Below are 21,784 nucleotides of genomic sequence, written 5' to 3' on the forward strand. Positions count from 1 at the left end.
GTTCTATCCTCCACTTTTTCATTTTTATCCGTCACTTTGAACAGGTTATCCGCTACATTAAATTTTATCCGTCACTTTGAACGTTCTATCCTCCACTTTTTCTTTCTTATCCGCAACTTTGAACAGGTTATCCGCTACATTAAATTTTATCCGTCACTTTGAACGTTCTATCCTCCACTTTTTCTTTCTTATCCGCCACTTTGAACAGGTTATCCGCTACATTAAATTCTAACCTCTACTTTACGCTCTATCCACCGCACTATAAAAAAACGCCCACCGAAGTGAGCGTTTCTTTTTATTCGTTTGTGCCTTTTTCCACGTCATATTCTGTAATCCAATCACTGAAGCTACCTACATATAATTGGATGTTTTCATAGCCTTCATCTGCTAATACAGCATAAAGCGGAGAGGCTGTTACGCCGCTTCCACAGTAAACAACAACCGGTTCATCAGCTGCAACTTTTTGACGTAATGCATCGTTTGCCTTTAGTTGACCATTTGACTTCAATTGCTCCCAGTCAAAGTTTTTCGCAGTTGGGATATGACCTGCTACTTTATCCAAAGGCTCTACTTCTCCTCGATACCTTTCAGCAGCGCGGGCATCGAGTAAAGTAGCTTTTACCTCTCCATCTACAATGGCTTTTACGGCTTGGCGTGGTGCATAAAGCTCATCTTTCCAATCAAACTCAATGATAGTTGGAGGATATTTAATAATATCCTTGGTAAAAGGAATTTTTGCCTCTAGCGCAGGTGCACCTCCGTTGACAATCACTACATTTGGGAAACCAGCATATGTTAGCATCCACCAGGCACGTGGGGCAAATGGAGCTGCTCCTTGGTCATAAACTACAATCTGATCTTCATACCGTAATCCTAGTTCTTGAAAAACGGATGCCAATTTTTCTTTGCTTGGCATTGGATGACGACCTTCTTTGCTGTCCATATCCGATAACTGCTGTTCTAAATCAATATAGATAGCACCAGTAGCATGACCTTCCTCGAATGCTTTTTTGCCAGCCTCTTTGTCCTGAAGATCGAAACGAGCATCGATAAAACGGACGCCATCATACTGAATTTCATCCACTGATTTGAATACTTTTCCCATTAGAATCACCTCATGCGTATTGTAATTGTGCGTAAATCGCTTTCCAAGAAGCTAAACGACTCTCTTCTTGTAAGGCTAATCTTTCTGTGTCAATTTGTTCAAGCGCTTGATGATAAATATAGTAACGTAATTTTTCGGCTTCCTCTGCTATAAACGTAATCGCCCATGTCATGAGAGAAACTTTCTGTGCATCTAAATAGTCTTGTGCATCTGGCTTTGTTACAGCTTCTAGTGCCTCACTTAGCTTCACTTTTTCATTCTTTTCAAAGAAAGCTTTTTGATTGCGGAAATGAGATTTTACGCTAGCATATTTGGAAATATCCGCAAACGGTCCTTCAAAATCCAATAAATTTGGCTCAGAGGATTCAAAGGCTAGGAATGAGAAGCTTCGATTTAACTCTTTCAATTCGCGCACTTCATCTTTAAAACGTTGTTGCATCTTTTTGCTAATGAATTGCGATAAACGGAAGTTTGTTACACGCATTTCTTGAGTAAAATCAAAACGCAAGCTTTGCATCACTTCTTTTAATGCATGCTCCAACGCTTGCTGTGCGGGCATTGCAGCAAAAGTAGAAGGATTGTAGCCTTCCTTAAAGAACTCAGGGTAACGATAATAAACACGCTGAAGAACATAATAGAGTAGCTCATCAAGCTCCTGCTTTGTTTCACTCTCTAATATGCTCGTATTCAGCACACTGAACTTCGATTGAATATGTTGTTCAAGTGTTGCTAATTCCTCTAGTCGCTCATCTTTACGTTTTAAGTTTTCCTCTGTTTGGGCAATTAAATCCGCCAAACGTTGCTCTGTTTTATCAACTTCCTCTGCAAGAGCTTGAACGGCTAATGCACTCAATTCATCATTTAAGAATGTATGGAAGTCGCTTTCAAACGGTGGCATACCTGATGTTAAATCGGCACCTTCTACCTTTTCCTTCAACGCTAAAAGACTAGATACCCCATATAGTCTTGGGAAGCGAATGCCAAAGCGTTGTAACTCTGAGCGTACATAGCCTTTTACATCTTCCTGTTCTTCATCCGTTGTTGCCAAATCAATTGCATTGACAATAAAGAACATTTTATCTAGCTCAAATGCATCCTTCACACGACCAAGTTGAATTAAAAACTCTCGGTCAGCTTTGGCAAAGGCATGGTTATAGTACGTAATAAATAGGATGGCATCAGCATTACGAATATATTCAAATGCTACGCCTGTATGGCGGGCATTAATAGAGTCCGCTCCTGGCGTGTCAACAAGTGTCACGCCCATACGTGTTAATGGACTATCATAATAGAAGTCGATATTATCAACAAAGCAAGATTTATTTTCTTGTGCTACAAATTTTTCAAACTCTTCACGGTCTACGCGGAGGATAGAACCAAACTCAGACTTAAAGGTTGGATAGCCTTCTTTATAGGCACGAATAAATGATTTATGAACATTTAAGCGTTCGTCCGTTAACTGCACCGCAAGCCCTTCATCAGCACGATTATAGGCTTCCTCCAATGTCGATACAGACAAACCAATCGCCGCATAGGAGCCTTGAATATCCTCTAGCATTTGTTCCGCAGTTTTAAGCTGTACATCCGCTGTTTCATGTGGGTGTTCAGGTGTAACTGGACGAATTTTATTGATGGCCGCAGTTGTTGGGTTTGGTGATACAGGTAACACCTTGGCTCCCATTAAAGCGTTTGAGAAGGAAGATTTCCCAGCACTAAATGCGCCAAACAATGCAATGGTAAAATCCTTTTTCTGTAGTCGTTCTACTTTATTTTCAAGGTATTGGGCTACTTCGGCAAAGCCTTGCACCTCTTTGACTGCATTGGCAGTATGGAGTGCACGGTTAATCACACCATCGATTGGTAGAGTCGTTGCACTAGTAGCTTGCTGAGCTTCCTCTTGTTGGATGATTTGCTCTTTTGGCTGCAACATGGACTCGTCAAATAGACGAATTTCTGCTAAATCTTGCTTAAATGATTGTTCCCAATTTGTAAGCTGTTGATTGGCAACTTTACGAATTTCATTGCTCGCTTGATGCATAGTGCTTGCACTATATTGCTGATAGCCTTCAATTTCAAGGACCGCATTAATGGCATCTACTTTGTCCTGCATACCCGCCATTTTTAATTTTGATGGTGCGGCAGTTTCTGTTGCTACAGCTTCAAGAGTTGTCGCTTGCGCATTTTTCCAGCTATCTGTCTCCTGAATGAAGTAGCGCTTTGTTGCTTCTGCGATACGGTTAGCGAAGTTTAACACAGCATCACCTGTTAAAATAGCGCCTGTTTGAACTTGCTGCTCAATCAATGAAAAAGGTAAGTCAAATACATAGGCATCAATAGCAGAGGCACGTTCCTCATTTAATGCACCAACGTCCTTCAATGCCTTTTTCATAAGACCTTTTAAATGTCCCGTGATTTGTGCATGGACCACATTTTGATAGGCACTATACGCATTTTCTTTACGTCTGTTTCGCTCTTCCTCTGTTTTTTTCTTTGCAGTAAAGAGCCCTCCAACTTTAAAGCCTTCCTGCATGCTTTCTAAATAAAGGCGTAAGTGATCGCGTAAATCAGCTGGCATAATTGCAGCATTCGCGAGCAACTCCTTACGTTGCTCCTCAAACGTTTCGTTCCAAGCTTCTACTGAAAATAATTCAACCTGACGATTTAATTTATTGTATTGCTCTAATATATCTTGATGGTGTGCCCAGTCATCCGCACTTAAAATTTCTTCATCAATTGCTAAACGATCCTGTCTTTCTTCCATTAAATAATTGTCATGCTCGCTTTGCAATAAACGCAATGTATTCGTAGCTGTTTGTACAAGCTGCTCCTGCCAGTCATTCATACTGTCCATCACGATTTTCTTTACTGCCTCAAAATCATTATGTGGATGCTCTGGCTCTCTTAATGATGTAAAGAAAACACCCTTCGGTACAACACCCCATGCTGCAAAGGACTGATGAACAGTGGCTTTAAATTCTTCGAAGCTCAATTCATTATCCTTATGCTTATCAATCATATTGACAATTAAATAAACATTTGGATTATATTTCATTAATTGCTTTGTGAATTGGAAATTTAATTCCGACTGCACATGGTTGTAGTCCATTGTATAAAATACGATATCGGCAATATGTAGTGCTGATTCCGTTGACATGCGGTGTGCATCATCTGTGGAGTCTACCCCTGGCGTATCCATTACAGTGACACCTAGTGGTAGTGTAGAGGCACTGTGTCCAATCTCAATTTGTGACACTAAATCCCCATTTTTACTTAGCTCTTTTACTGTTTTAAAATCATAGCCAGCCTCAAATTTTACAGGCTTTTCATTGTGCATATAAACAATCGCATAGTCTTCCTCTGATTTATGAACTTTTACGATGTTTGCACTTGTTGGAATAGGACTAGATGCCAGCAGATTTTCACCAGACAGCGCATTAATCATACTGGACTTCCCTGCAGAGAAATGGCCTGCAAAGCCAATCACATACTCTTTTTGCTGAATTTTTCGAGCAAAAAGTGATGTTTTATCCATGCGCTCTGTATCACCATTATGCTGATAAATTATGTATTGCAAAGAGGCTTGCTTTAATAGCCCCTCCAATTGTTGTTCAAAATCTTTCATGAAACCAGTAACCCCTTTTTCATTAATTATTCATAATTAGTATTCTACCTTATTCAACTAGCAAAGTATAACACTAATTTAAAGCATATATGCCAACGTTTCCATCCTTACAAAAACATGTTTATACAAAAAATCTATGCCAAATGATAGATGGTCAACTAGTTCTTTTTATATTTACTTCATATTTTATAGTAAGCATATTCGGGGCAAAGTTATATTTTTTATGAAGGGAGTGTGATGCCATATGATAAATCCTAAGTCTCATCAAATCATTGAAAAATATTGTTCATGTAACTGTGAGGATCGATTTATCTGGCCCCGTATAAAAGCAACAAACGGAATACCCATGGTTCCTCCTGAAGTAGTCCCTGAAGGTATGATTATACCAACGATCCAGCGATATTTTTATATCGTTACAGCTGATCTTGATCTATCGAATGGGGCAACTCTTCCAGCCAATCTCTTTTGGAATGATGAAGCAAATTCTGTTACTGAGTTTACAATTTTTTCACCTAATGGTTACGTTAACCTTTATATTAATGCAGTAATGCAGGAAGGCGGTATTTATACGGTAACCCCAGCCTCCCTGACAATCGTACCTTATAATGCGACATTGTATAGAGGAACACCCATTATTATTGAATCGCTAGGCTTTACAACGAAATAAAGGAAATGAAAGGAGGTGAATTTGGTGGCACTTTCCATTATTAATATTCACGTCAATGTAACAGGTAGTTCTACAAGGTTTTTTAACGTCTTAGCTGCACCCCTTGTCATTGCAGATGGCACGACAGTCGCTGCAACAACGTTTTTAAATGATAGCGGTACAGCCGCAACAGCATTCCCAGAAGTCGCAAATGGTTACTATAACTTATATATCAATGGTGTTCTTCAGGAGGGTGGTGCCTATACAGTTTCTACAACTGAAATAACGTTCAATACTGTCACAGGTACACTTTCTGCTGGTACGCCAATTGTGCTAGAAGCTGTGGAGCTAGTGACAACAATCTAAATCAGAACCACCAGTCTAACTGGTGGTTTGCTCTACGCGTGAAACGCTGGGGTACTGGCCCATGTCTAAAGACACACTGAAAGGTCCGCCAACCGCACTCCGTTTTCACGCTACCACTAAAGTGGTTTTATTATTTTCGCTTTTTTGCTTGTATTTCTTCTCCTGTAAATGGATCAATGAATTCTTTCATGGTCATTTGATCCTCAAGAATATCCTCTTGCAATTGATTTTTTATATATTCCTGTATGATTTTTCTGTTTCGACCTACTGTATCTACATAATATCCGCGACACCAAAACTTCCTATTTCCATATTTGTATTTCAGGTTCGCATGCCGATCGAATATCATTAAACTACTCTTCCCTTTCAAATAACCTACAAACGATGAAACACTTATTTTTGGTGGAATACTCACCAACATATGAATATGATCAGGACAGGCTGTAGCTTCAATGATTTCTACTCCCTTTCTTTCACATAACTGGCGAAGAATTCTACCTATATCTGCTTTGATTTGTCCATAAATAATCTGCCTTCTATATTTTGGCGCAAAGACGATGTGATACTTACAATTCCATGTCGTGTGTGCTAAACTTTTATTATCCATTTGGAGCCCTTTCGTACGAAGTCGGTTGACCAGACCTGATTTCATTGTACGGCTGGGGTTTTTTTCTTGTCCATAGCTAGAAGCTCTTTGGAACCCCTCGCATAGCAAGGGGTTTTCAAAAGATACAAAATAAAATGGATGCCTTATTTAGGGCATCCATTCTTACATTTTATTGTAATTGCTTTCTAAGACCTGCAATTTTTTTCGCATAGTCTAGCGCATGTGGGCCATCTCCATGTATACATAAGGTTTGGACTGCCACTTTAATTTTTTTGGACTGGACCGACATCACTTCATTCGCAGTCAAAATTCCTTTTACATGCACTAGCATTTCCTCTTCCGATTGTATGAAGGCATTTGGCACCTGTCTGTTCACTAATGTGCCATCTTCGTTATAGCGTCGATCCGAAAAAACCTCCTCATATACTTGAAGCCCTTGGTCTCTAGCAATCTCTACGATGAGGCTACCAGATAAGCCATATAAAATAAGCTGCGGATTAAGATCATACACTGCATTGACTACAGCTAACGCTTTTTCACGATCATTCGCGCATTGATTATAGAGTGCGCCATGTGGTTTAACATGATGAAGCATACCATTTTCAATCTGTACAAATGCTTGTAAGGCACCAATTTGATAAACCATCATATCGTAAATTTCAGCTGGGCTACATTGCATGTTACGGCGACCAAATCCCTCTCGATCGGGATAGCCTGGATGTGCACCAATGTGAACGTTTTTACGAATGGCGCTGCGTACAATTTGATGCATGATTGAATGATGACCCGCATGATAGCCACATGCAATGTTGATGGAAGTTACATAGTCTAATAGTTCTTCGTCCTTACCCGCGATAAAAGCATCATAGCTTTCACCCAGATCACAATTGATATCAATTGACATCATGTTTCCTCCAGTACAAAGTGAATTGTGTTAAACATACGCATTTGCGCTACTTTATGTAAATCTTCTTCATGAACTGTTGCAATAATAGGATAGCCTCCTACTGTTTGAGCATCAGCCATTAGGATAATGGGATTACCACTTTGAGGCACTTGGATTGTTCCGAACTGTGTAGCTTCTGATAGAATATCCTTCATCTCCTGAAGTTGTAAGGTAGGTCCTTTGATGTAGTAGCCCATACGATTACCGCCGATAAATTGAAAAGGATCTTGTAAAAATTGTCGCTGACTCTCCTCAGCAAATAAATGGAAATGCGGCCCTTTAAACAGTCGAACCGTAATCGAACTGTCAAAACGCGGACGATAGGGTGCATATAGCCCTCTATTATATTTTAAAGATGATGATACCTGCCCATATAAAATACTTCCTTTTGTAATGCATGTTCCCAAATTCCCAAGTGGAAGGTAGGATTGGCTACCAAGCTCATCATTTGTACGAAAACCTCCTAATGGAGTTAAGTAAACAATAGAGCCCTGATGGACACCCTTGATAGATAATCTATCTCCCCTCGTTAAATGGAAAGTTTTCCACATTTCAATTGGTACATGATTAACCAAGCATGTACTATGCCCCCCTGTTAATACATAAACACCATCAGCAAGCGCCTCAAATTCAAAACCACCCACAAACATTTCAAAAGACGTTTGATCATGGTGGTGCTGTAAGATTCTTTGAGCTGCTTGAAACGATCGGTGATCCATTGGTCCAGATAGCGGAATACCAAATGCCCGATAGCCGAACCTTCCTTTGTCTTGTAAGCTACCATACACCCCTAGTTTTGTTACGAGCAGAAGTGGCTTCAATTGCTACACTCCTTTGCTTTTCATTTCCCAAAATTGCTCTTTGGTTATTTCATAAAATTGAACTTCATCACCAAGTTCAAATAAAAATGGCTCTTTGCCATGAGCATCAAATAAATCCAAAGGTGTTTTCCCTATAATATTCCAGCCTCCAGGAGAATCAACAGGATAGATGCCTGTTTGTCCACCCCCAACCCCAACAGAGCTTGCTGATACAGATGCCCTTGGTTTCTGTAAGCGTGGCACAAATAATTTAGCATCAAGCTCGCCTAAGTAAGGAAAGCCTGGTAAAAAACCGATTAAATAAACATAATAGCTTTTAGACATATGCAAAGTTTTAATATCCTCAAAAGGTAAACCTGTGAAATCCATGACACGCTTTTGATCTAAAGCAAATTCCTCATCATAGCAGACAGGTATTTTTAAAAGTCGATTCGTTCCTTTATCAATTGTTGTGGAGGCTTGCATCTCAAGCCACTGCGTCCTTAAACGTTCAATATCTATTTTTTGTTTAATATAAGCTGTTACTGTATGGTAGCTTGCAACACTTTCGATTAGGTGATGCTGTAGCTGCTGTTTCAGAAACCGATTGAACGCTTGGACCGCGTGAAAGTTTGAGTGAGAAATTTCCTCTTTGAATGCAAAACGAATAGTATGTTGACTAATCCACATTGAATGCGGAAAATCAATGATTGGTTGCACGTGCCGTCTCCTCAATACAAAGCTGTACTGCAGCTACTAAATCTCTAATACTCCAGCCGGGAATTTTGCCATGTTTGATGGCCAGCTCAAATGATGCTGGAATATGAATAAAGCCAGCACGAACCCCTTCATGTTGCTGTGCATAAGCAAGCCCCTCATACATAATGTTATTACATAAGTATGTACCCGCTGTATTAGAGATTTCCGCTGGATATCCTTCTGCCTGCAAACGATTTACCATACTGCGAATTGGTAAGTTTGTTAGATAAGCATCTGCCCCCTCCTCATGGATACGCTCATCAACTGGTGTATAGCCATTATTATCAGGCTCTCCGTCTTTCACATTAATAGCAATGCGCTCTGGTGTTACTTTAAAACGTCCTCCAGCCAATCCTAATGAAATAATGATTTGTGGTTTCACTTCTTCTATATGTTGTTTTAATTGCTCCGCTGATTGCTGAAAATCTACAGATAGAATTCGTCCGACGATATCATAGCAATCTATTTTCTTTCCGTTTAATTCTTCCACAATTTGCATCGTTGGATTTATTTTATAATCAAGAAATGGCTCAAACCCTGTTACTAATATTTTTGTCATATTTGTCACCTGATTTCTTTAAATAACCTTAAAGGTTTGCTTCATTTTACAATAGATTTCTGAAAAAACAAATATTTCCCACGAACAAAAACATGTAAAAAAGAGGAGATTCTTTCCCTACACTATTGGTAATATGGAAGAAAATTTTGTAGCCTAATTAATTGAAGCGGAGACAGCGTCATTCCTAGGAGATTAGTGTTACTGATCAGATTCTAGAGGGTAAGTTAAAATGGACACTGGCGTAACAGGAATCACCTCTCGCCTTGCTAAAGCCCTTTTCTGCACGTGCTATTTTCTTTTTTAACAACATGAAAAAGAGTATGAAGCATAGCAGCTTCATACCCTTTTGTTTAGCTCTTATTTCAAATGTGCAGTTGCCTGGTTCATGACGTATTTTCCAACTCCAATATAGATCACTACAGCTGCTCCAATCAATACGAATGTCATTGCGAACCGCTCCTTCTTAGTTATTTTTCGTTAAGTTTTCAGACGTTTACATTGAATTTGAAAATCATTCTCATTAATATATTATAAATTTCATGTGAATTCGTCAAGACATACTTTCATCTTACCCTTTTTACATGGTAAGATGTAGAAAAGTCGGAAAAAGGATGCGGTAATGATGAGTAATTCGAAGTACTTTCAAACTATTTTAAACGGGACAATTCACGCTTTAAAAACCATTCTTCCTATGGATATAGAAGTAAAGTCGCCTAGTATTATTTCTGAACCCTTTCAACAACAACAAATGGGCGTATTAATTGGCTTAATCGGAGATTTAAAGGGACGCGTCATCATTGACTCCTCTCCCGAAGTGTTCAGCGGGATCGGTAGTACCATGTTCGGTATGCCGCTTGAAGGAGAAATGCTAGAATCCTTTACAGGGGAATTTGGTAACATGATTGCAGGAAATTTATGTACAGCTGTTGGGCAAGAAAGCTTAGAAATTGATATCACTCCGCCAACGGTGATGGTGGGCAATACAAAATTATATGGCTTTGAAAAGGCATTTGCTCTCCCAGTTTCGGTCCCAAGCGTCGGTGCCCTAACAGTTCTATTAACGATTGAGGAAGAAGAATAGAAAACAAGATTTGAGGAATGTTCCAAATAAGACATTGTATGCTCAAACAGACAGCACACATGCAAAAGATTTATCATTCGCACAAAAAAGAATGTACTTTCCTACCAATCTTTTATTTTTACTAAAATTAAGCAAAATATAGTACGGTGACAAGCTATCTCAATGACTTTTGAGATAGCTTGTTTTTTTTTCTTCGTAATTCTTCACACTTTTTTCACATAATTCCTCTAGAAGTGTGATTTTTTTCACATCAAAATGCAGGGGATTTTTATATGATGACTGTAAGAAACACAACAATAAAAAGCGTAGGAGGAGCAAAAATGGCAAATAAAAAGAAGTCAGATGAAAATTTAAAAGGTTCACTCTATGCAGTTTTTGGAGTAGGTATTATCATCATTTTACTTTGGGTGTACTGCTTCGATTTGTTCATTGGACGGTTTTAATCTACGAAGAAGGGACAGAAATATATGCACATACATAAGTATGAGAAATACTGGCTTGTGTTTGGAGTTACCACTTTAGTGGCATTCCTGATCATTCTCGGTATCGGAGCATTTCATCAAGGCTCCCATCCAAACAATGGTAAAAAAACACTAGATTACGAGAAAGTGAAAGAGACAGCGCCTTTTGATAATCCAGGTGTCCATAAGGTTGAAGGTAAAGATTGGGATTACGAAGTGGTAGTAGTTGCTTCTGCATTCAATTATAATCCTCCACAAATTGAGGTTCCACTTGGTGCAAAAGTGAAATTTATCGCGACAAGCGAGGATGTTATGCATGGTTTTGAGGTTGCAGGTACGAATATCAATATGATGCTTGAGCCTGGCTATATTTCGGAATATGTGACAGAAGTCAATAAGGTTGGCGAGTTTTTAATCGTATGTAATGAGTATTGTGGTACAGGACATACGATGATGCACTCTATGCTAAAGGTGGTGGATTCAAATGAGTCACACTAATTCAATGACAAAAGTGGATCGTCGAGATGCAAAGCTAGCAATGGCACATATTTACGTGGCATTTATCGCATTGTTATTAGGTGGTCTTGCAGGTTTATTACAGGTTTTTGTACGTTCTGGTCAATTTACATTACCAGCAGGCATTGGTTATTATCAAGTATTAACAGTTCATGGTGTCTTACTAGGTCTTATATTAACTACATTCTTTATTTACGGCTTCCAAATTGCAAGTGTAAGTCGAACATCTGGTACATTCACTGATACTCAGAGAAGACTTGGCTGGATTGGTTTCTGGTTAATGACGATCGGTACAGCTGCTGCCGCAACGATGGTGTTATTGAATAAAGCAACTGTTCTTTATACCTTCTATGCACCATTAAAGGCACATTGGATTTTCTATTTAGGTCTTACATTAGTCGTTGTTGGTTCTTGGGTTGGCGGCGCAGGTCAAATTTTACGTTATGTCCAGTGGCGCAAGGAAAATAAAGCGAGTGGACAACGCAGCCCGTTACTATCATTTATGGTAGTTGTTAATAATTTAATGTGGTTCGTGGCAACGCTTGGTGTTGCAGCTTCTGTTTTAATTCAATTATTACCATGGTCCTTAGGTTTAATTGAACGTGTCGATGTAGCATTATCACGTACCCTTTTCTGGTATTTTGGTCATGCACTTGTATACTTCTGGTTATTACCTGCCTATATGGTTTGGTACGTGATTATTCCAAAAGTAATTGGTGGAAAAATTTTCTCCGATTCTTTAGCAAGACTTTCGTTTATGCTATTCTTACTCTTCTCTATTCCTGTTGGGATTCACCATCAGTTAACTGAGCCTGGTATTGATGGTACATGGAAGTTCATTCAAGTTGTTTTAACATTTGCTGTTATCGTACCTTCTCTCATGACGGCCTTCTCGATGTTTGCCATGTTCGAGTTACGTGGACGTGAATTAGGTGGCAGAGGACTATTTGGTTGGTTTAAAAAATTACCTTGGAAGGATGCTCGTTTCTTCGTACCATTTATCGGTATGGTGTCATTTATTCCAGGTGGTGCAGGCGGTATTGTCAATGCCTCTTATCAAATGAACCAATTAATTCATAATACCATTTGGGTTACAGGGCATTTCCATTTAACGATTGCCACAGCTGTTGTTTTAACTTACTTCGGTGCGGCATTCTGGTTAATTCCACATTTAACAGGTCGTACACTTTCAAAGTCTTTAAATAATCTTAGTAATTTCGCTGGTATCTTATGGGCTACTGGTATGACGATTATGTCTTCAGCAATGCATATTGCTGGTCTAATTGGTGCGCCTCGTCGCTCAGATTACTCAGAATATGGTGGCGCTCAGCAGGCTTACGATTGGATTCCTTATCAAATCGCGCAAGCTGTGGGTGGAACAATCCTCTTTATCGCCATCCTAGTGATCATTTATATCGTCGTGAAATTAGCTTGGTTCGCACCTAAAGGTGACGAAGAATTCCCTGTAGGTGATGTACATGAGCTTAGCGGTCCAACACCAGCGATTTTAGAAAACTTTAAAATATGGCTTGTTATTTTAGTAGCCTTAATTTTATTCGCTTACACAGTACCAATTATCGATATTATTTCAAACTCACCAGCCGGCTCTAAAGGCTATCAATTGTGGTAAGCATCCAAACGCATCTTCCTATAAAAAAGCGATTTCTCTGTAACGAGAAATCGCTTTTTCACTTTATAATTGATACAGTTTCGTATATTTTTCTTGTAAATAGTCTGCTAGGTACTTAGCATTTAAGCCTTCCCCTGTCGCTTCTTTCAGCAATTCAAATGGCTTTTTCAATGCTCCATATTGATGAACTTTATCAGTTAGCCACTCACGAATAGGTAGTAGCTCTCCCTTTTCTAGTAATTCATCAAAATTAGGAATATCCTTGTCCATCGCATGCTTCCACTGTGCTGCATAAATCATCCCCAATGCATAGGATGGGAAATAGCCAAACATACCGCCTGACCAATGCATGTCTTGTAGCACTCCTTGTGCATCTGTCTCAGGACGAATACCTAAATATTCCTCATATTTATCATTCCATACTTGTGGGAGATCCTTCGCCTGTAAATCGCCATTGAACAGGTCACGTTCAATTTCATAGCGAATCATGATATGTAATGGATATGTTAGTTCATCTGCTTCAATGCGAATCAATGATGGTTCTACCATATTAATGGCACGTAAAAAATCGGCTAACGCTACATCACCAAATTGAACTGGTGAGAAGTGTTGAAGGCGCTCATAGTTATGCTCCCAGAACTTTTCATTTCTGCCGACAAAGTTTTCATAAAATAATGATTGTGATTCATGAATCCCCATCGATGTACCAGTCGCTAATGGTAGACCAGCAAGTTTTTCATCAATGTTTTGCTCATACATCGCATGTCCACATTCATGAATTGTGCCAAAAATAGCTGAACGGAAATCATTTTCATCATATTTAGTTGTAATACGAGCGTCACCATAGTTTAAGCCAATCATGAAAGGATGGACACTTTCATCCAAGCGACCAGCATCGAAGTCATAGCCGAGCTGAGCAAGCAATTCTAACGATAATTCACGCTGTGCCTCACGCGGGAAATGCTTAAATAACATGGTAGTATCGGGTTTATTCGATGAATGAGCAATTTTTTGAACAAGCGTCACAATAGACTCTCGTAATTCACCAAATACTTGATCTACGACATCTGTTGTCATATCTGGCTCATATAAATCTAGTAATGTATTGTATGGAGATCCATTTTTAATGCCCCAATATTGAATGAATTTTTTCTGCCATTGTATGATTTCTTCTAGGTATGGTAGGAATAGAGCAAAATTATTCGTCGCCTTCGCTTCTTCCCAAGCCGTTTCTGCCTTCGATTGAAGAATGACGAATTCTTTATATTCATTCGCAGGGATTTTTTTATTTTGATCGTAATTCTTTCTTACTTCTTCTACTAAACGTAGTGTTACATAGTCAAGATCAGCTTTTTGTGCCTCTAATGCTGCTAGAAGCTCTCCTAGTTCTTCACTCGTCTGCATATCAAATAAGGAGGCTGATAATGTACCAATTACCTCAGAACGTTGTGCTAACCCCTTTTTCGGTGCACCCGTCCGCATATCCCAATAAATCACATTGAGCGCTTCCTCATAATGCTGCATTTTCTTCACATAGTCTGTAAATTGTTGAACAGTCATGCATTCATCCTCCTTTTCACGTTATAAGTTTATCATATTTTCGAAAATTTTGTATATTGCGGACTTTCTAGGATAATTATTCAGAATATTCCTTTTTTAACTTCTCTATTATTTTGATGTATTGTCTATCCCCTAATCCATAGTGTGGAAATAGGGAAAATAATTGCTTTAACAGGTCATTTTGAGATAGATTGAGGTGTTTTTTTATATAAGTAGTGATCTCATTCTCTTCATTTAAATAGCTGAAAAATAATTGAATGCCCTGATACATGACAGGTATAAGCGTTGTCTTGGGTAGACGATGGTGCATCAAGACCTCGTGATAGACCCCCCCATACGGTCCAAGTTCTATCTCTGTTTCTTCCACATCATAGGTCATTTCCTTGACCATATAATAATAGACTTTGCCTTGATACCTTTGTTGCTCTAGGAAAGCAAGGACGGTCAATAAATTCATCTGACAAAACATATCATCTCCAAACCATAAAACAATACATTTATAGTCATTTGTTAACAATGGCTTCAACGGCTTCAATGTCACCTGCTCATATTGCTGTAAAGATACCTCATGCCCTATAGCACGTAGTTTATTAAATTCTTCACTGAAAATCGGACTAATCGTTGGATTCGTACACATCGCTTCATTGAAAGGAACGTAATCACTGTTGCCCATTAATTGTTGTTTTGCAAACTCCTCATACATCATTTGACCATTTAATACATTCAATAGCTCTTGATCGTATTGCGCATTCATCTTCTCTTGTAATGCTTCAATTTTTAATTTCTGAGAAATATCCATCATCAACCATCCTCCATCATCCTGTAATCTCAACTTTACAAAGGTTTGTAAAGGTTGAGGAGACTTTCTGTAATCATTCGGACTTATACCAAAATACCTTTTAAAAGCTCTAGAAAAGGATTCCTGCGATGAAAAGCCGTAGTGAAAGGCGATGTCGATTATTTTCTTTTGGGGATCTTTTAATGCAATAGTAGAAAGATAAATTTTACGTAGTAATCTATATTTTTTAATCGTCATCCCTGTCGTCTGATGGAATTTAAAAGAACAGTAATAAGGAGAATAACCTATATCCTTTCCTAATTGCTCTAATGAAAATCCTTCTAATAGATGAAGCTCAATCCAATCAATCATCTCCTGGACAATGTTGTTCATCCACATTCCTCCTAATTTCATTATAGTAGAGGCGATAATTTTTTTTATGATATAAGTTGTGAATAAAAAAACTGCAGCAAACTTTACAGAGTCTGCTACAGTTTCTGCTCCCATAACTAGAGGAGAGCTTTCTATATAATTGGGGATTTATACTAGCCTTCAAGTCATGTTCGGTTTCCAATCAAACATTTTTTGAGCTATCATGAAGTTTTATTGGAAAGAAAGTTGGGGATCCTTTCGATCCATTTAAAAATAGAGTCTGTTTACTCTATTCAATGTTTTGGCAAATAGCAATTACCTGTTTCACAGCCTCTGCAGAGTGCTGAAGGGCTGTTTGTTCTTCATTTGTTAGGTGCAATTCGATGACAGATTCGATGCCATTGCCACCTAAAATAGTTGGTACCCCTAAAAAGAGATCGTGGTACCCATATTCTCCTTCTAATAGGGCAATAGAAGGGATAATTTTTCGTTGATCTTTGATAATAATTTCAACCATTTGGGCACACGCTGCGGCTGGAGCATAGTAGGCACTACCATTACCTAGTAAGCCAACAATTTCACCGCCGCCTTTACGCGTACGCTCCACGATTTGCTGTAGTCGTTCCTGAGGAATTAGTTTCTCTAATGGAATGCCGCCTGCATAGGAATAACGGATTAATGGAACCATTTCATCGCCATGTCCTCCTAGGACGAAGCCTGATACATCCTCTGGTGCAATGTGAAGCTCCTGCGCCACAAACGTGTTGAAGCGAGCTGTATCTAACACACCAGATTGACCGATGATACGATTTTTGGCAAAGCCTGTTTCCTTATGACACACATACGTCATGGCATCAACAGGATTACTCAACACAACAACAATACTATTTGGAGCATAGTGTTTAATTTGTCTTGAAACCTGTTGAATAATTTTAGCATTTGTTGTGACTAAGTCATCACGACTCATCCCTGGTTTACGTGGAATACCTGCTGTAATGACAACAATATCCGCGCCTGCGATATCTTCATATTGACTCGTGCCTTTAATGGACACATTGAATTTTTCGATGGGGCCTGTTTGTAGCAAATCCAAAGCTTTCCCTTTTGTCGGGTTCTCGGCCTCTGGAATATCAACAAGCACTACATCGCCTAATTCTTTCTGTGCTAAAAATAAACTCAGTGTGGAACCGGTGTGGCCTGCTCCAATAACAGCGATTTTATTTTTACGAAATGCCATTATGCCTCACCTCGATTATCTGTCGCCAATGTTGTTTCTGTTGTTTTTTTAGCACGCGTTGCTGCTGGTGCAGAGACAGCCTTTTTCTTTGTTGCCTCTGGTCCTTTAATCATTTTAAAGACATCTTCATCAGGTCTCGGAATGACGTGAGCGCCTAATAATTCACCAACACGCATAGCGGCTGCTTTTCCAGCCTCTACTGCAGCTTGTACAGAACCTACGTCACCCTTCACGACAATCGTCACGATGCCACCATCCACAAACTCTTGTTTGACGATTGTGACGTCTGACGCTTTAATCATCGCATCAGCAGCTTCATAAGAGCCTACTAATCCTTTTGTTTCGATCATTCCAATTGCGCTACTCATTGTCCTCACCTCTCATTACTTCCGTAGAATCAATAATACCAATGACAACTGCATCAATCGGTAACGGATTATCTTTCATAATATAGCGAGATGACCCACCACTTGTAATCAGGACATCATCACCAATACCCGCTCCTATACGATCAGCTGCAACCATTTCTGTGCGAATCGGCTGTTGATTGGAATCAATAGGTTGAATGATTAGTAGCTTTAAACCATTCAGTCCCTCTTCCTTGCGTGTTGCCCATACACTGCCTATCACTCTTCCCATTTGCATGAACTTCACCCTCTTTATGCGACACACATTGTCTAACTACTCTGAACGAATCGTTAATGTTTTATTTAACTCTCGCAGCTTATCATAAGCCAATGCTGTCACAATGGTTTTCTTTGGAACGACAATTTCTTGTGCATCGATATCGAGCACTTCTATTTGTGAAAGTAGCTTTTTGTCATAATGATAGACGGACGGTTGCTCTACTTTCTGTACGACTGGCGACTGCTCTTTCACAGTGATCATAGGTTCACTTACTTGATGATGCACGATTTCTGCAAGCGTTCCTTGCTGAATTAACCCTGCATTTGCTTCATCTGTATCAATATGCATTTCTAAGCGATAGCGCTCTGAAACACGGATAACCACATTCGATAAAATAATTGGGCGAATACCTTCTACCTTAATTTGGACAGATTGCCCATCTACGACTTGGAATCTCGCACTATCCGCTGGGGACATATGAATATGTGCCTGTGCAATAATGAGGCCTTCATTTAACACAACACTTCCCTTTGGACCAATTAATGTAACAGGACTGGAACCTTGAATATCACCAGAAATTCTTAATGGTGGCTTCAGACCTAATTTCATAGCATCTGTCCAGCTTACTTCCACTTGCGATAAGGAACGAGCGGGACCAAGAATACGCACGCGCTCAATTGACCCTTTTGGACCTGCAATTACTACAGTTTCCTCCGCAGCAAATTGCCCTGGCTGTGAAAGCTCGAATTTCGGTGTGAGCTGATAATTTTCACCAAAGAGCTGTTCAACTTCTGCTTGTGCAAGATGGACATGGCGGGCAGATACACCAATCGGAATTTTACCGTCATGTGGAGGGGAAGATTGATTTTTTAAGACTTGTTGCAGAACTTCTTCCACAATTTTTTGCACTAAATTTTCTTGCATCTTGCCTCCTCCTTACGATGATACTTTTATTAATTTACCCTGTGCCTGCTGTTCGATAAAACCAGCATTTGCTTCATCCGTATCAATGTGCATTTCCAGACTAAAATCATTTGAAACACGTACAACGACACCTCGGAAAGTGACAGGTCGATCACTTACAACTTCTACTGAAACTAATTCATTATTGCGTACTTCCAATGCTTTGGCATCTTCCTCAGTCATATGAATATGCGCTTGCGCAATGATGACTCCCTGCTGGATCTCTATTTCTTTGTCTTGAGAAAGTATTTTAATACCCGCAGAATTGTCAATATCACCTGATTGACGTAAAGGTGGTGTCACTCCTAGCTTCATGGCATCAGTGCGGCTTACCTCTACTTGGGTTGCTGGTCTTACAGGTCCAAGGACACGGACATTATGAATAACGCCTTTAGGTCCCTCAATAGAGACGCGCTCTTTTGCAGCAAATTGCCCTGGCTGTGATAAGTCGAAATCTTTCGTTAGGGTTGCATTTGGACCAAAAAGTGCTTGTAAATCCGCTTCACTTAGATGGATATGACGAGCCGAAATGGCCACTGGAAAAGTTTTTGTTGCTGTTGTCATGTTAGCCACCTCTTTATTTTGTTGATTATTTTATCAGGACAAGGTGAGAGCTGTTCTAAAGTTAGATCCAGCTCTCTTCTATAAATGGTAGTTATTTTTCCATCTATAGCGTTTGAAAGAACATGAAATTATGCTTCTGCTTTTGGTAAAATCATTTCTAATTCGTGGTGTGGACGTGGAATTACATGGACAGATAATAGCTCTCCTACACGTTGTGCTGCTGCTGCCCCTGCATCTGTTGCTGCTTTTACTGCACCTACATCACCACGTACAAGAACTGTTACGATCCCGCCACCTACATGTACTTTGCCTACTAAATTAACGCTTGCTGCCTTTACCATTGCGTCTGCTGCTTCAATTGCTCCTACTAAACCTTTTGTTTCTACCATTCCTAATGCTGTACTCATTTGTCATTCCTCCAAATAATTTATTTATTTTGTAATGTGATTTGTTTTAATACTTGATCGACAATTTGTTGAACCATCGTTGTATCAAGAGTAGGTTCTTGTGAAACTACCGATTCAACAACGGACTGTACTTCGAATTCTGGTTTTGGCACTTCGACATCTTTAATGCCATACGCCATACGTTTGATATTTAATAAATGTCTTGCTGTAATGTTGTCTGACGTAATATTGCCGCCAAATGTCCCACAGCCTAATGTAAAGGATGGTGCTAAGCCCGTTGTGCCACCTACTGCACCAATTGAGGATAATGTATTAACCACAATTCGTGATACTGGTAATTCGACAGAAAATTGCTCTGCTAATGCTGCATTTTCAGTGTGAATTGAGCATGTATGTCCGCGTCCTCCAATATTTAATAGGTCAATCATCACCTGCTTGGCTTCTGTACTGTTTTCAACAACATAAAGCGCAAAGATTGGTGATAGTTTTTCAAGAGAAAATGGAATATTTTTACCAATCATTGTTTCGAAGCCCACAAGAACTTTTGTATCGTCTGGTACCGTAATACCGACAGAATCTGCTAGGCAAGTAGCTGATTTACCGACAATCTGGGGATTTACTTTCCCAGGAACTGGCGAGATCAATTTTTCCATTTTAGCTTTTTCTTCGGCATTTAATAGATAGGCACCATTTTTCTTTAATTCTGTTTGCACTTGCTCTGCAATCACCTTATCCACAATAATGGCTTGTTCTGTTGCACAGATTGTGCCATTATCGAACGATTTACTTTGCACCAATTGACGTACAGATTTTTGAATATTAGCCGATTTTTCAATATAAGCTGGTACATTTCCTGGCCCAACCCCATAGGCAGGTTTGCCAGAGCTATAGGCCGCCTTGACCAATGCACCACCACCCGTAGCTAAAATTAAATGAATGTTTGGGTGCTTCATTAGCTGCTGTGTTGCCTCCATGGAGGACATTGTTAAACATTGTAGTAATCCTTCTGGCGCACCTGCTTTTTCAGCAGCTACTCGACAAATATCTAAAGCCTCTTTTGTACATTTCACTGCATATGGGTGTGGACTAAGCACTAAACCATTTCTCGTTTTTAAAGAAATAAGTGTCTTAAAGATCGCTGTAGAGGTTGGATTTGTTGTTGGTACGATACCAGCAATAACACCGAAAGGACTTGCAATTTCGGCTACTTTTTTCATCCGATCATAGCCCACAATACCAACTGTTTTTAATTCTTTAATATCTTCATAGACATCTCGTGAAGCTACTTCATTTTTCATCTTTTTATGGTTAGGAATACCCATTCCTGTTTCTTGCACAGCCATTTTTGCTAAACGGTCTGCTTCCTTAAAGGCAGCATCCGCGACAGCCTTTACAATGTTGTCTACTTGTTGCTGAGAAAATTGCATATAGGCAGCCTGTGCTGTATTAGCATGTTTAACGGCATCTCTCATTTCCTGAATCGCTAATAAGTCTTTGTCTAATGTGGCCATAAAGCCGCCTCCTTTCTAAATCACTGGGTTTCTAGCTATATTTTCAATAGCTTCTCTGAATGCATGTGCCGCAGCCTCGCATGAAGATTGGCTGCCAGTTAATAAGCCGCCCCCAAAGTTAGTTTCAGATGGAGGACCAAAGAAAACCTTTAGCTCAACATCTGCAGCCTTTAATGCTGCATCTAATCCAACAACCGCTTCAAGCGGCGGAGCAATTAAATAAGCAAGTGGGGTGCCAACCTTTACATCTGCAAGCTCTGCAAGATACGTCCCACAGCTTGCCACGGTATGGGCAAACAAGGCATGATTGTCATTATTATTAATGGCTTCAAAATACGTATCAAATTCAATTTTTTGTTGAATGGCATCAAGACCACTACGAATTTCATCAGGTGAGCTTCCAGCAATAATGCCAATCACTTCACCTGACAATGGACCAGATGCATGTGCCGCTCCAGCATAAAAGCTTTTTGCATAAACAACATCGACATCTGCCTTTTTCGTCGCCTCATCTAAGGCAACATAGCCAACATCGTCGATTGTCAGTGTGACAAGCCCAATGCTATGATGATGTGGCTTTAAATCTAACTGCTCTGCTAGTTCACTGTTGACTCTTGGAATGGTTTGCATCGCCAAGATTTGCGCCATAATTTTTTGAGGATACATA

At 39.5% G+C, this 21,784-nt stretch carries 23 protein-coding genes; 6 read left to right on the forward strand and 17 right to left on the reverse strand.

What is annotated here, in order from left to right; translation table 11 throughout:
* Positions 1 to 295: 295 nt before the first annotated feature.
* A complete protein-coding gene (locus tag C7B89_RS07140; protein WP_054550790.1) occupies positions 296 to 1,105 on the reverse strand; it encodes a sulfurtransferase in 810 nt (269 codons plus the stop codon).
* A 10-nt stretch (positions 1,106 to 1,115) separates the two neighbouring features.
* A complete protein-coding gene (locus C7B89_RS07145) occupies positions 1,116 to 4,727 on the reverse strand; it encodes a dynamin family protein (protein ID WP_115673396.1) in 3,612 nt (1,203 codons plus the stop codon).
* Between the two features lie 244 nt (positions 4,728 to 4,971).
* On the opposite strand from C7B89_RS07145, the gene C7B89_RS07150 reads away from it, so the two are divergent.
* Both C7B89_RS07150 and C7B89_RS07155 read left to right on the forward strand, forming a co-directional pair.
* On the forward strand, positions 4,972 to 5,394 hold the full coding sequence (locus C7B89_RS07150) for a DUF4183 domain-containing protein (protein ID WP_115673397.1): 423 nt from the start codon (positions 4,972 to 4,974) through the stop codon (positions 5,392 to 5,394).
* 24 nt (positions 5,395 to 5,418) lie between these two features.
* On the forward strand, positions 5,419 to 5,739 hold the full coding sequence (locus C7B89_RS07155; RefSeq protein ID WP_048390025.1) for a DUF4183 domain-containing protein: 321 nt from the start codon (positions 5,419 to 5,421) through the stop codon (positions 5,737 to 5,739).
* Positions 5,740 to 5,869: 130 nt separating this feature from the next.
* Here C7B89_RS07155 and tnpA read toward each other — a convergent pair whose 3' ends face one another.
* From tnpA to pcp, 5 genes are all read right to left on the reverse strand, one after another.
* Complete coding sequence (gene tnpA / locus C7B89_RS07160) at positions 5,870 to 6,346, reverse strand: IS200/IS605 family transposase (RefSeq protein ID WP_115673398.1); 477 nt, start codon at positions 6,344 to 6,346, stop codon at positions 5,870 to 5,872.
* Positions 6,347 to 6,515: 169 nt separating this feature from the next.
* Positions 6,516 to 7,253, reverse strand: coding sequence for a 5-oxoprolinase subunit PxpA (locus tag C7B89_RS07165; RefSeq protein WP_425269272.1), 738 nt, complete (start codon positions 7,251 to 7,253; stop codon positions 6,516 to 6,518).
* On the reverse strand, positions 7,250 to 8,113 hold the full coding sequence (locus C7B89_RS07170) for a 5-oxoprolinase subunit C family protein (RefSeq protein ID WP_048390021.1): 864 nt from the start codon (positions 8,111 to 8,113) through the stop codon (positions 7,250 to 7,252). Before C7B89_RS07170 ends, C7B89_RS07165 begins: the two co-directional genes overlap by 4 nt.
* A gap of 3 nt (positions 8,114 to 8,116) precedes the next feature.
* The gene (pxpB, locus tag C7B89_RS07175) at positions 8,117 to 8,812 is read right to left on the reverse strand and encodes a 5-oxoprolinase subunit PxpB (RefSeq protein WP_048390019.1); all 696 of its coding nucleotides are present in this window, start codon (positions 8,810 to 8,812) and stop codon (positions 8,117 to 8,119) included.
* Positions 8,796 to 9,410 carry a pyroglutamyl-peptidase I gene (pcp, locus tag C7B89_RS07180; protein ID WP_115673400.1) on the reverse strand — a complete coding sequence of 205 codons (615 nt, stop codon included), beginning with the start codon at positions 9,408 to 9,410 and terminating at the stop codon, positions 8,796 to 8,798. Before pcp ends, pxpB begins: the two co-directional genes overlap by 17 nt.
* 622 nt (positions 9,411 to 10,032) lie before the next feature.
* On the opposite strand from pcp, the gene C7B89_RS07185 reads away from it, so the two are divergent.
* The 4 genes from C7B89_RS07185 to C7B89_RS07195 all read left to right on the forward strand — a co-directional run bounded on the left by C7B89_RS07185 (position 10,033) and on the right by C7B89_RS07195 (position 13,098).
* A complete protein-coding gene (locus C7B89_RS07185; protein WP_048390015.1) occupies positions 10,033 to 10,491 on the forward strand; it encodes a chemotaxis protein CheX in 459 nt (152 codons plus the stop codon).
* A 320-nt stretch (positions 10,492 to 10,811) separates the two neighbouring features.
* A complete protein-coding gene (locus C7B89_RS23415; protein WP_009370491.1) occupies positions 10,812 to 10,934 on the forward strand; it encodes a hypothetical protein in 123 nt (40 codons plus the stop codon).
* A 24-nt stretch (positions 10,935 to 10,958) separates the two neighbouring features.
* On the forward strand, positions 10,959 to 11,450 hold the full coding sequence (locus C7B89_RS07190) for a cupredoxin domain-containing protein (RefSeq protein WP_004269330.1): 492 nt from the start codon (positions 10,959 to 10,961) through the stop codon (positions 11,448 to 11,450).
* Entirely contained in the window at positions 11,437 to 13,098 is a 1,662-nt protein-coding gene (locus C7B89_RS07195) for a b(o/a)3-type cytochrome-c oxidase subunit 1 (RefSeq protein WP_115673401.1), read from the forward strand. Before C7B89_RS07190 ends, C7B89_RS07195 begins: the two co-directional genes overlap by 14 nt.
* A gap of 63 nt (positions 13,099 to 13,161) precedes the next feature.
* On the opposite strand, the gene C7B89_RS07200 is transcribed toward C7B89_RS07195, so the two are convergent.
* The 10 genes from C7B89_RS07200 to eutL all read right to left on the reverse strand — a co-directional run bounded on the left by C7B89_RS07200 (position 13,162) and on the right by eutL (position 21,783).
* Positions 13,162 to 14,658 (reverse strand): carboxypeptidase M32, encoded by a 1,497-nt coding sequence (locus C7B89_RS07200; RefSeq protein ID WP_115673402.1) that lies wholly within the window; start codon positions 14,656 to 14,658, stop codon positions 13,162 to 13,164.
* Positions 14,659 to 14,734: 76 nt separating this feature from the next.
* Complete coding sequence (locus tag C7B89_RS07205) at positions 14,735 to 15,829, reverse strand: helix-turn-helix domain-containing protein (protein ID WP_115673403.1); 1,095 nt, start codon at positions 15,827 to 15,829, stop codon at positions 14,735 to 14,737.
* A 268-nt stretch (positions 15,830 to 16,097) separates the two neighbouring features.
* The gene (gene mdh / locus C7B89_RS07210) at positions 16,098 to 17,045 is read right to left on the reverse strand and encodes a malate dehydrogenase (RefSeq protein WP_016991928.1); all 948 of its coding nucleotides are present in this window, start codon (positions 17,043 to 17,045) and stop codon (positions 16,098 to 16,100) included.
* Positions 17,045 to 17,413, reverse strand: a complete 369-nt coding sequence (locus tag C7B89_RS07215; protein ID WP_115673404.1) for a BMC domain-containing protein — start codon at positions 17,411 to 17,413, stop codon at positions 17,045 to 17,047. The genes mdh and C7B89_RS07215 overlap by 1 nt, the downstream gene beginning before the upstream one ends.
* Complete coding sequence (locus C7B89_RS07220; RefSeq protein WP_004269324.1) at positions 17,406 to 17,690, reverse strand: EutN/CcmL family microcompartment protein; 285 nt, start codon at positions 17,688 to 17,690, stop codon at positions 17,406 to 17,408. The genes C7B89_RS07215 and C7B89_RS07220 overlap by 8 nt, the downstream gene beginning before the upstream one ends.
* A 36-nt stretch (positions 17,691 to 17,726) precedes the next feature.
* On the reverse strand, positions 17,727 to 18,596 hold the full coding sequence (locus C7B89_RS07225; protein WP_009370493.1) for a phosphate propanoyltransferase: 870 nt from the start codon (positions 18,594 to 18,596) through the stop codon (positions 17,727 to 17,729).
* A gap of 12 nt (positions 18,597 to 18,608) precedes the next feature.
* The gene (locus tag C7B89_RS07230) at positions 18,609 to 19,199 is read right to left on the reverse strand and encodes a phosphate propanoyltransferase (protein ID WP_054550779.1); all 591 of its coding nucleotides are present in this window, start codon (positions 19,197 to 19,199) and stop codon (positions 18,609 to 18,611) included.
* A gap of 128 nt (positions 19,200 to 19,327) precedes the next feature.
* The gene (locus C7B89_RS07235) at positions 19,328 to 19,606 is read right to left on the reverse strand and encodes a BMC domain-containing protein (protein WP_004269321.1); all 279 of its coding nucleotides are present in this window, start codon (positions 19,604 to 19,606) and stop codon (positions 19,328 to 19,330) included.
* A gap of 20 nt (positions 19,607 to 19,626) precedes the next feature.
* The gene (locus C7B89_RS07240) at positions 19,627 to 21,117 is read right to left on the reverse strand and encodes an aldehyde dehydrogenase family protein (protein WP_054550778.1); all 1,491 of its coding nucleotides are present in this window, start codon (positions 21,115 to 21,117) and stop codon (positions 19,627 to 19,629) included.
* Positions 21,118 to 21,132: 15 nt separating this feature from the next.
* The gene (gene eutL, locus C7B89_RS07245) at positions 21,133 to 21,783 is read right to left on the reverse strand and encodes an ethanolamine utilization microcompartment protein EutL (RefSeq protein WP_036077522.1); all 651 of its coding nucleotides are present in this window, start codon (positions 21,781 to 21,783) and stop codon (positions 21,133 to 21,135) included.
* Position 21,784 lies beyond the last annotated feature (1 nt).

Origin of the sequence: Lysinibacillus capsici (assembly GCF_003367505.1) — a bacterium.
In the GTDB taxonomy this organism is placed as follows: domain Bacteria; phylum Bacillota; class Bacilli; order Bacillales_A; family Planococcaceae; genus Lysinibacillus; species Lysinibacillus capsici.

Excerpts from the sequence above, each read along its gene's own strand:
- C7B89_RS07215 (WP_115673404.1), bottom strand. The coding sequence starts at position 17,413 with ATGAGTAGCGCAATTGGAATGATCGAAACAAAAGGATTAGTAGGCTCT.
- C7B89_RS07230 (WP_054550779.1), bottom strand. The coding sequence starts at position 19,199 with ATGACAACAGCAACAAAAACTTTTCCAGTGGCCATTTCGGCTCGTCAT.
- C7B89_RS07140 (WP_054550790.1), bottom strand. The coding sequence starts at position 1,105 with ATGGGAAAAGTATTCAAATCAGTGGATGAAATTCAGTATGATGGCGTC.
- C7B89_RS23415 (WP_009370491.1), top strand. The coding sequence starts at position 10,812 with ATGGCAAATAAAAAGAAGTCAGATGAAAATTTAAAAGGTTCACTCTAT.
- C7B89_RS07145 (WP_115673396.1), bottom strand. The coding sequence starts at position 4,727 with ATGAAAGATTTTGAACAACAATTGGAGGGGCTATTAAAGCAAGCCTCT.
- C7B89_RS07225 (WP_009370493.1), bottom strand. The coding sequence starts at position 18,596 with ATGCAAGAAAATTTAGTGCAAAAAATTGTGGAAGAAGTTCTGCAACAA.
- C7B89_RS07205 (WP_115673403.1), bottom strand. The coding sequence starts at position 15,829 with ATGAACAACATTGTCCAGGAGATGATTGATTGGATTGAGCTTCATCTA.
- C7B89_RS07240 (WP_054550778.1), bottom strand. The coding sequence starts at position 21,117 with ATGGCCACATTAGACAAAGACTTATTAGCGATTCAGGAAATGAGAGAT.
- tnpA (WP_115673398.1), bottom strand. The coding sequence starts at position 6,346 with ATGGATAATAAAAGTTTAGCACACACGACATGGAATTGTAAGTATCAC.
- C7B89_RS07195 (WP_115673401.1), top strand. The coding sequence starts at position 11,437 with ATGAGTCACACTAATTCAATGACAAAAGTGGATCGTCGAGATGCAAAG.
- C7B89_RS07200 (WP_115673402.1), bottom strand. The coding sequence starts at position 14,658 with ATGACTGTTCAACAATTTACAGACTATGTGAAGAAAATGCAGCATTAT.
- mdh (WP_016991928.1), bottom strand. The coding sequence starts at position 17,045 with ATGGCATTTCGTAAAAATAAAATCGCTGTTATTGGAGCAGGCCACACC.
- eutL (WP_036077522.1), bottom strand. The coding sequence starts at position 21,783 with ATGTATCCTCAAAAAATTATGGCGCAAATCTTGGCGATGCAAACCATT.
- C7B89_RS07235 (WP_004269321.1), bottom strand. The coding sequence starts at position 19,606 with ATGAGTACAGCATTAGGAATGGTAGAAACAAAAGGTTTAGTAGGAGCA.
- C7B89_RS07220 (WP_004269324.1), bottom strand. The coding sequence starts at position 17,690 with ATGCAAATGGGAAGAGTGATAGGCAGTGTATGGGCAACACGCAAGGAA.
- C7B89_RS07150 (WP_115673397.1), top strand. The coding sequence starts at position 4,972 with ATGATAAATCCTAAGTCTCATCAAATCATTGAAAAATATTGTTCATGT.
- C7B89_RS07165 (WP_425269272.1), bottom strand. The coding sequence starts at position 7,253 with ATGATGTCAATTGATATCAATTGTGATCTGGGTGAAAGCTATGATGCT.
- C7B89_RS07190 (WP_004269330.1), top strand. The coding sequence starts at position 10,959 with ATGCACATACATAAGTATGAGAAATACTGGCTTGTGTTTGGAGTTACC.
- pcp (WP_115673400.1), bottom strand. The coding sequence starts at position 9,410 with ATGACAAAAATATTAGTAACAGGGTTTGAGCCATTTCTTGATTATAAA.
- C7B89_RS07185 (WP_048390015.1), top strand. The coding sequence starts at position 10,033 with ATGAGTAATTCGAAGTACTTTCAAACTATTTTAAACGGGACAATTCAC.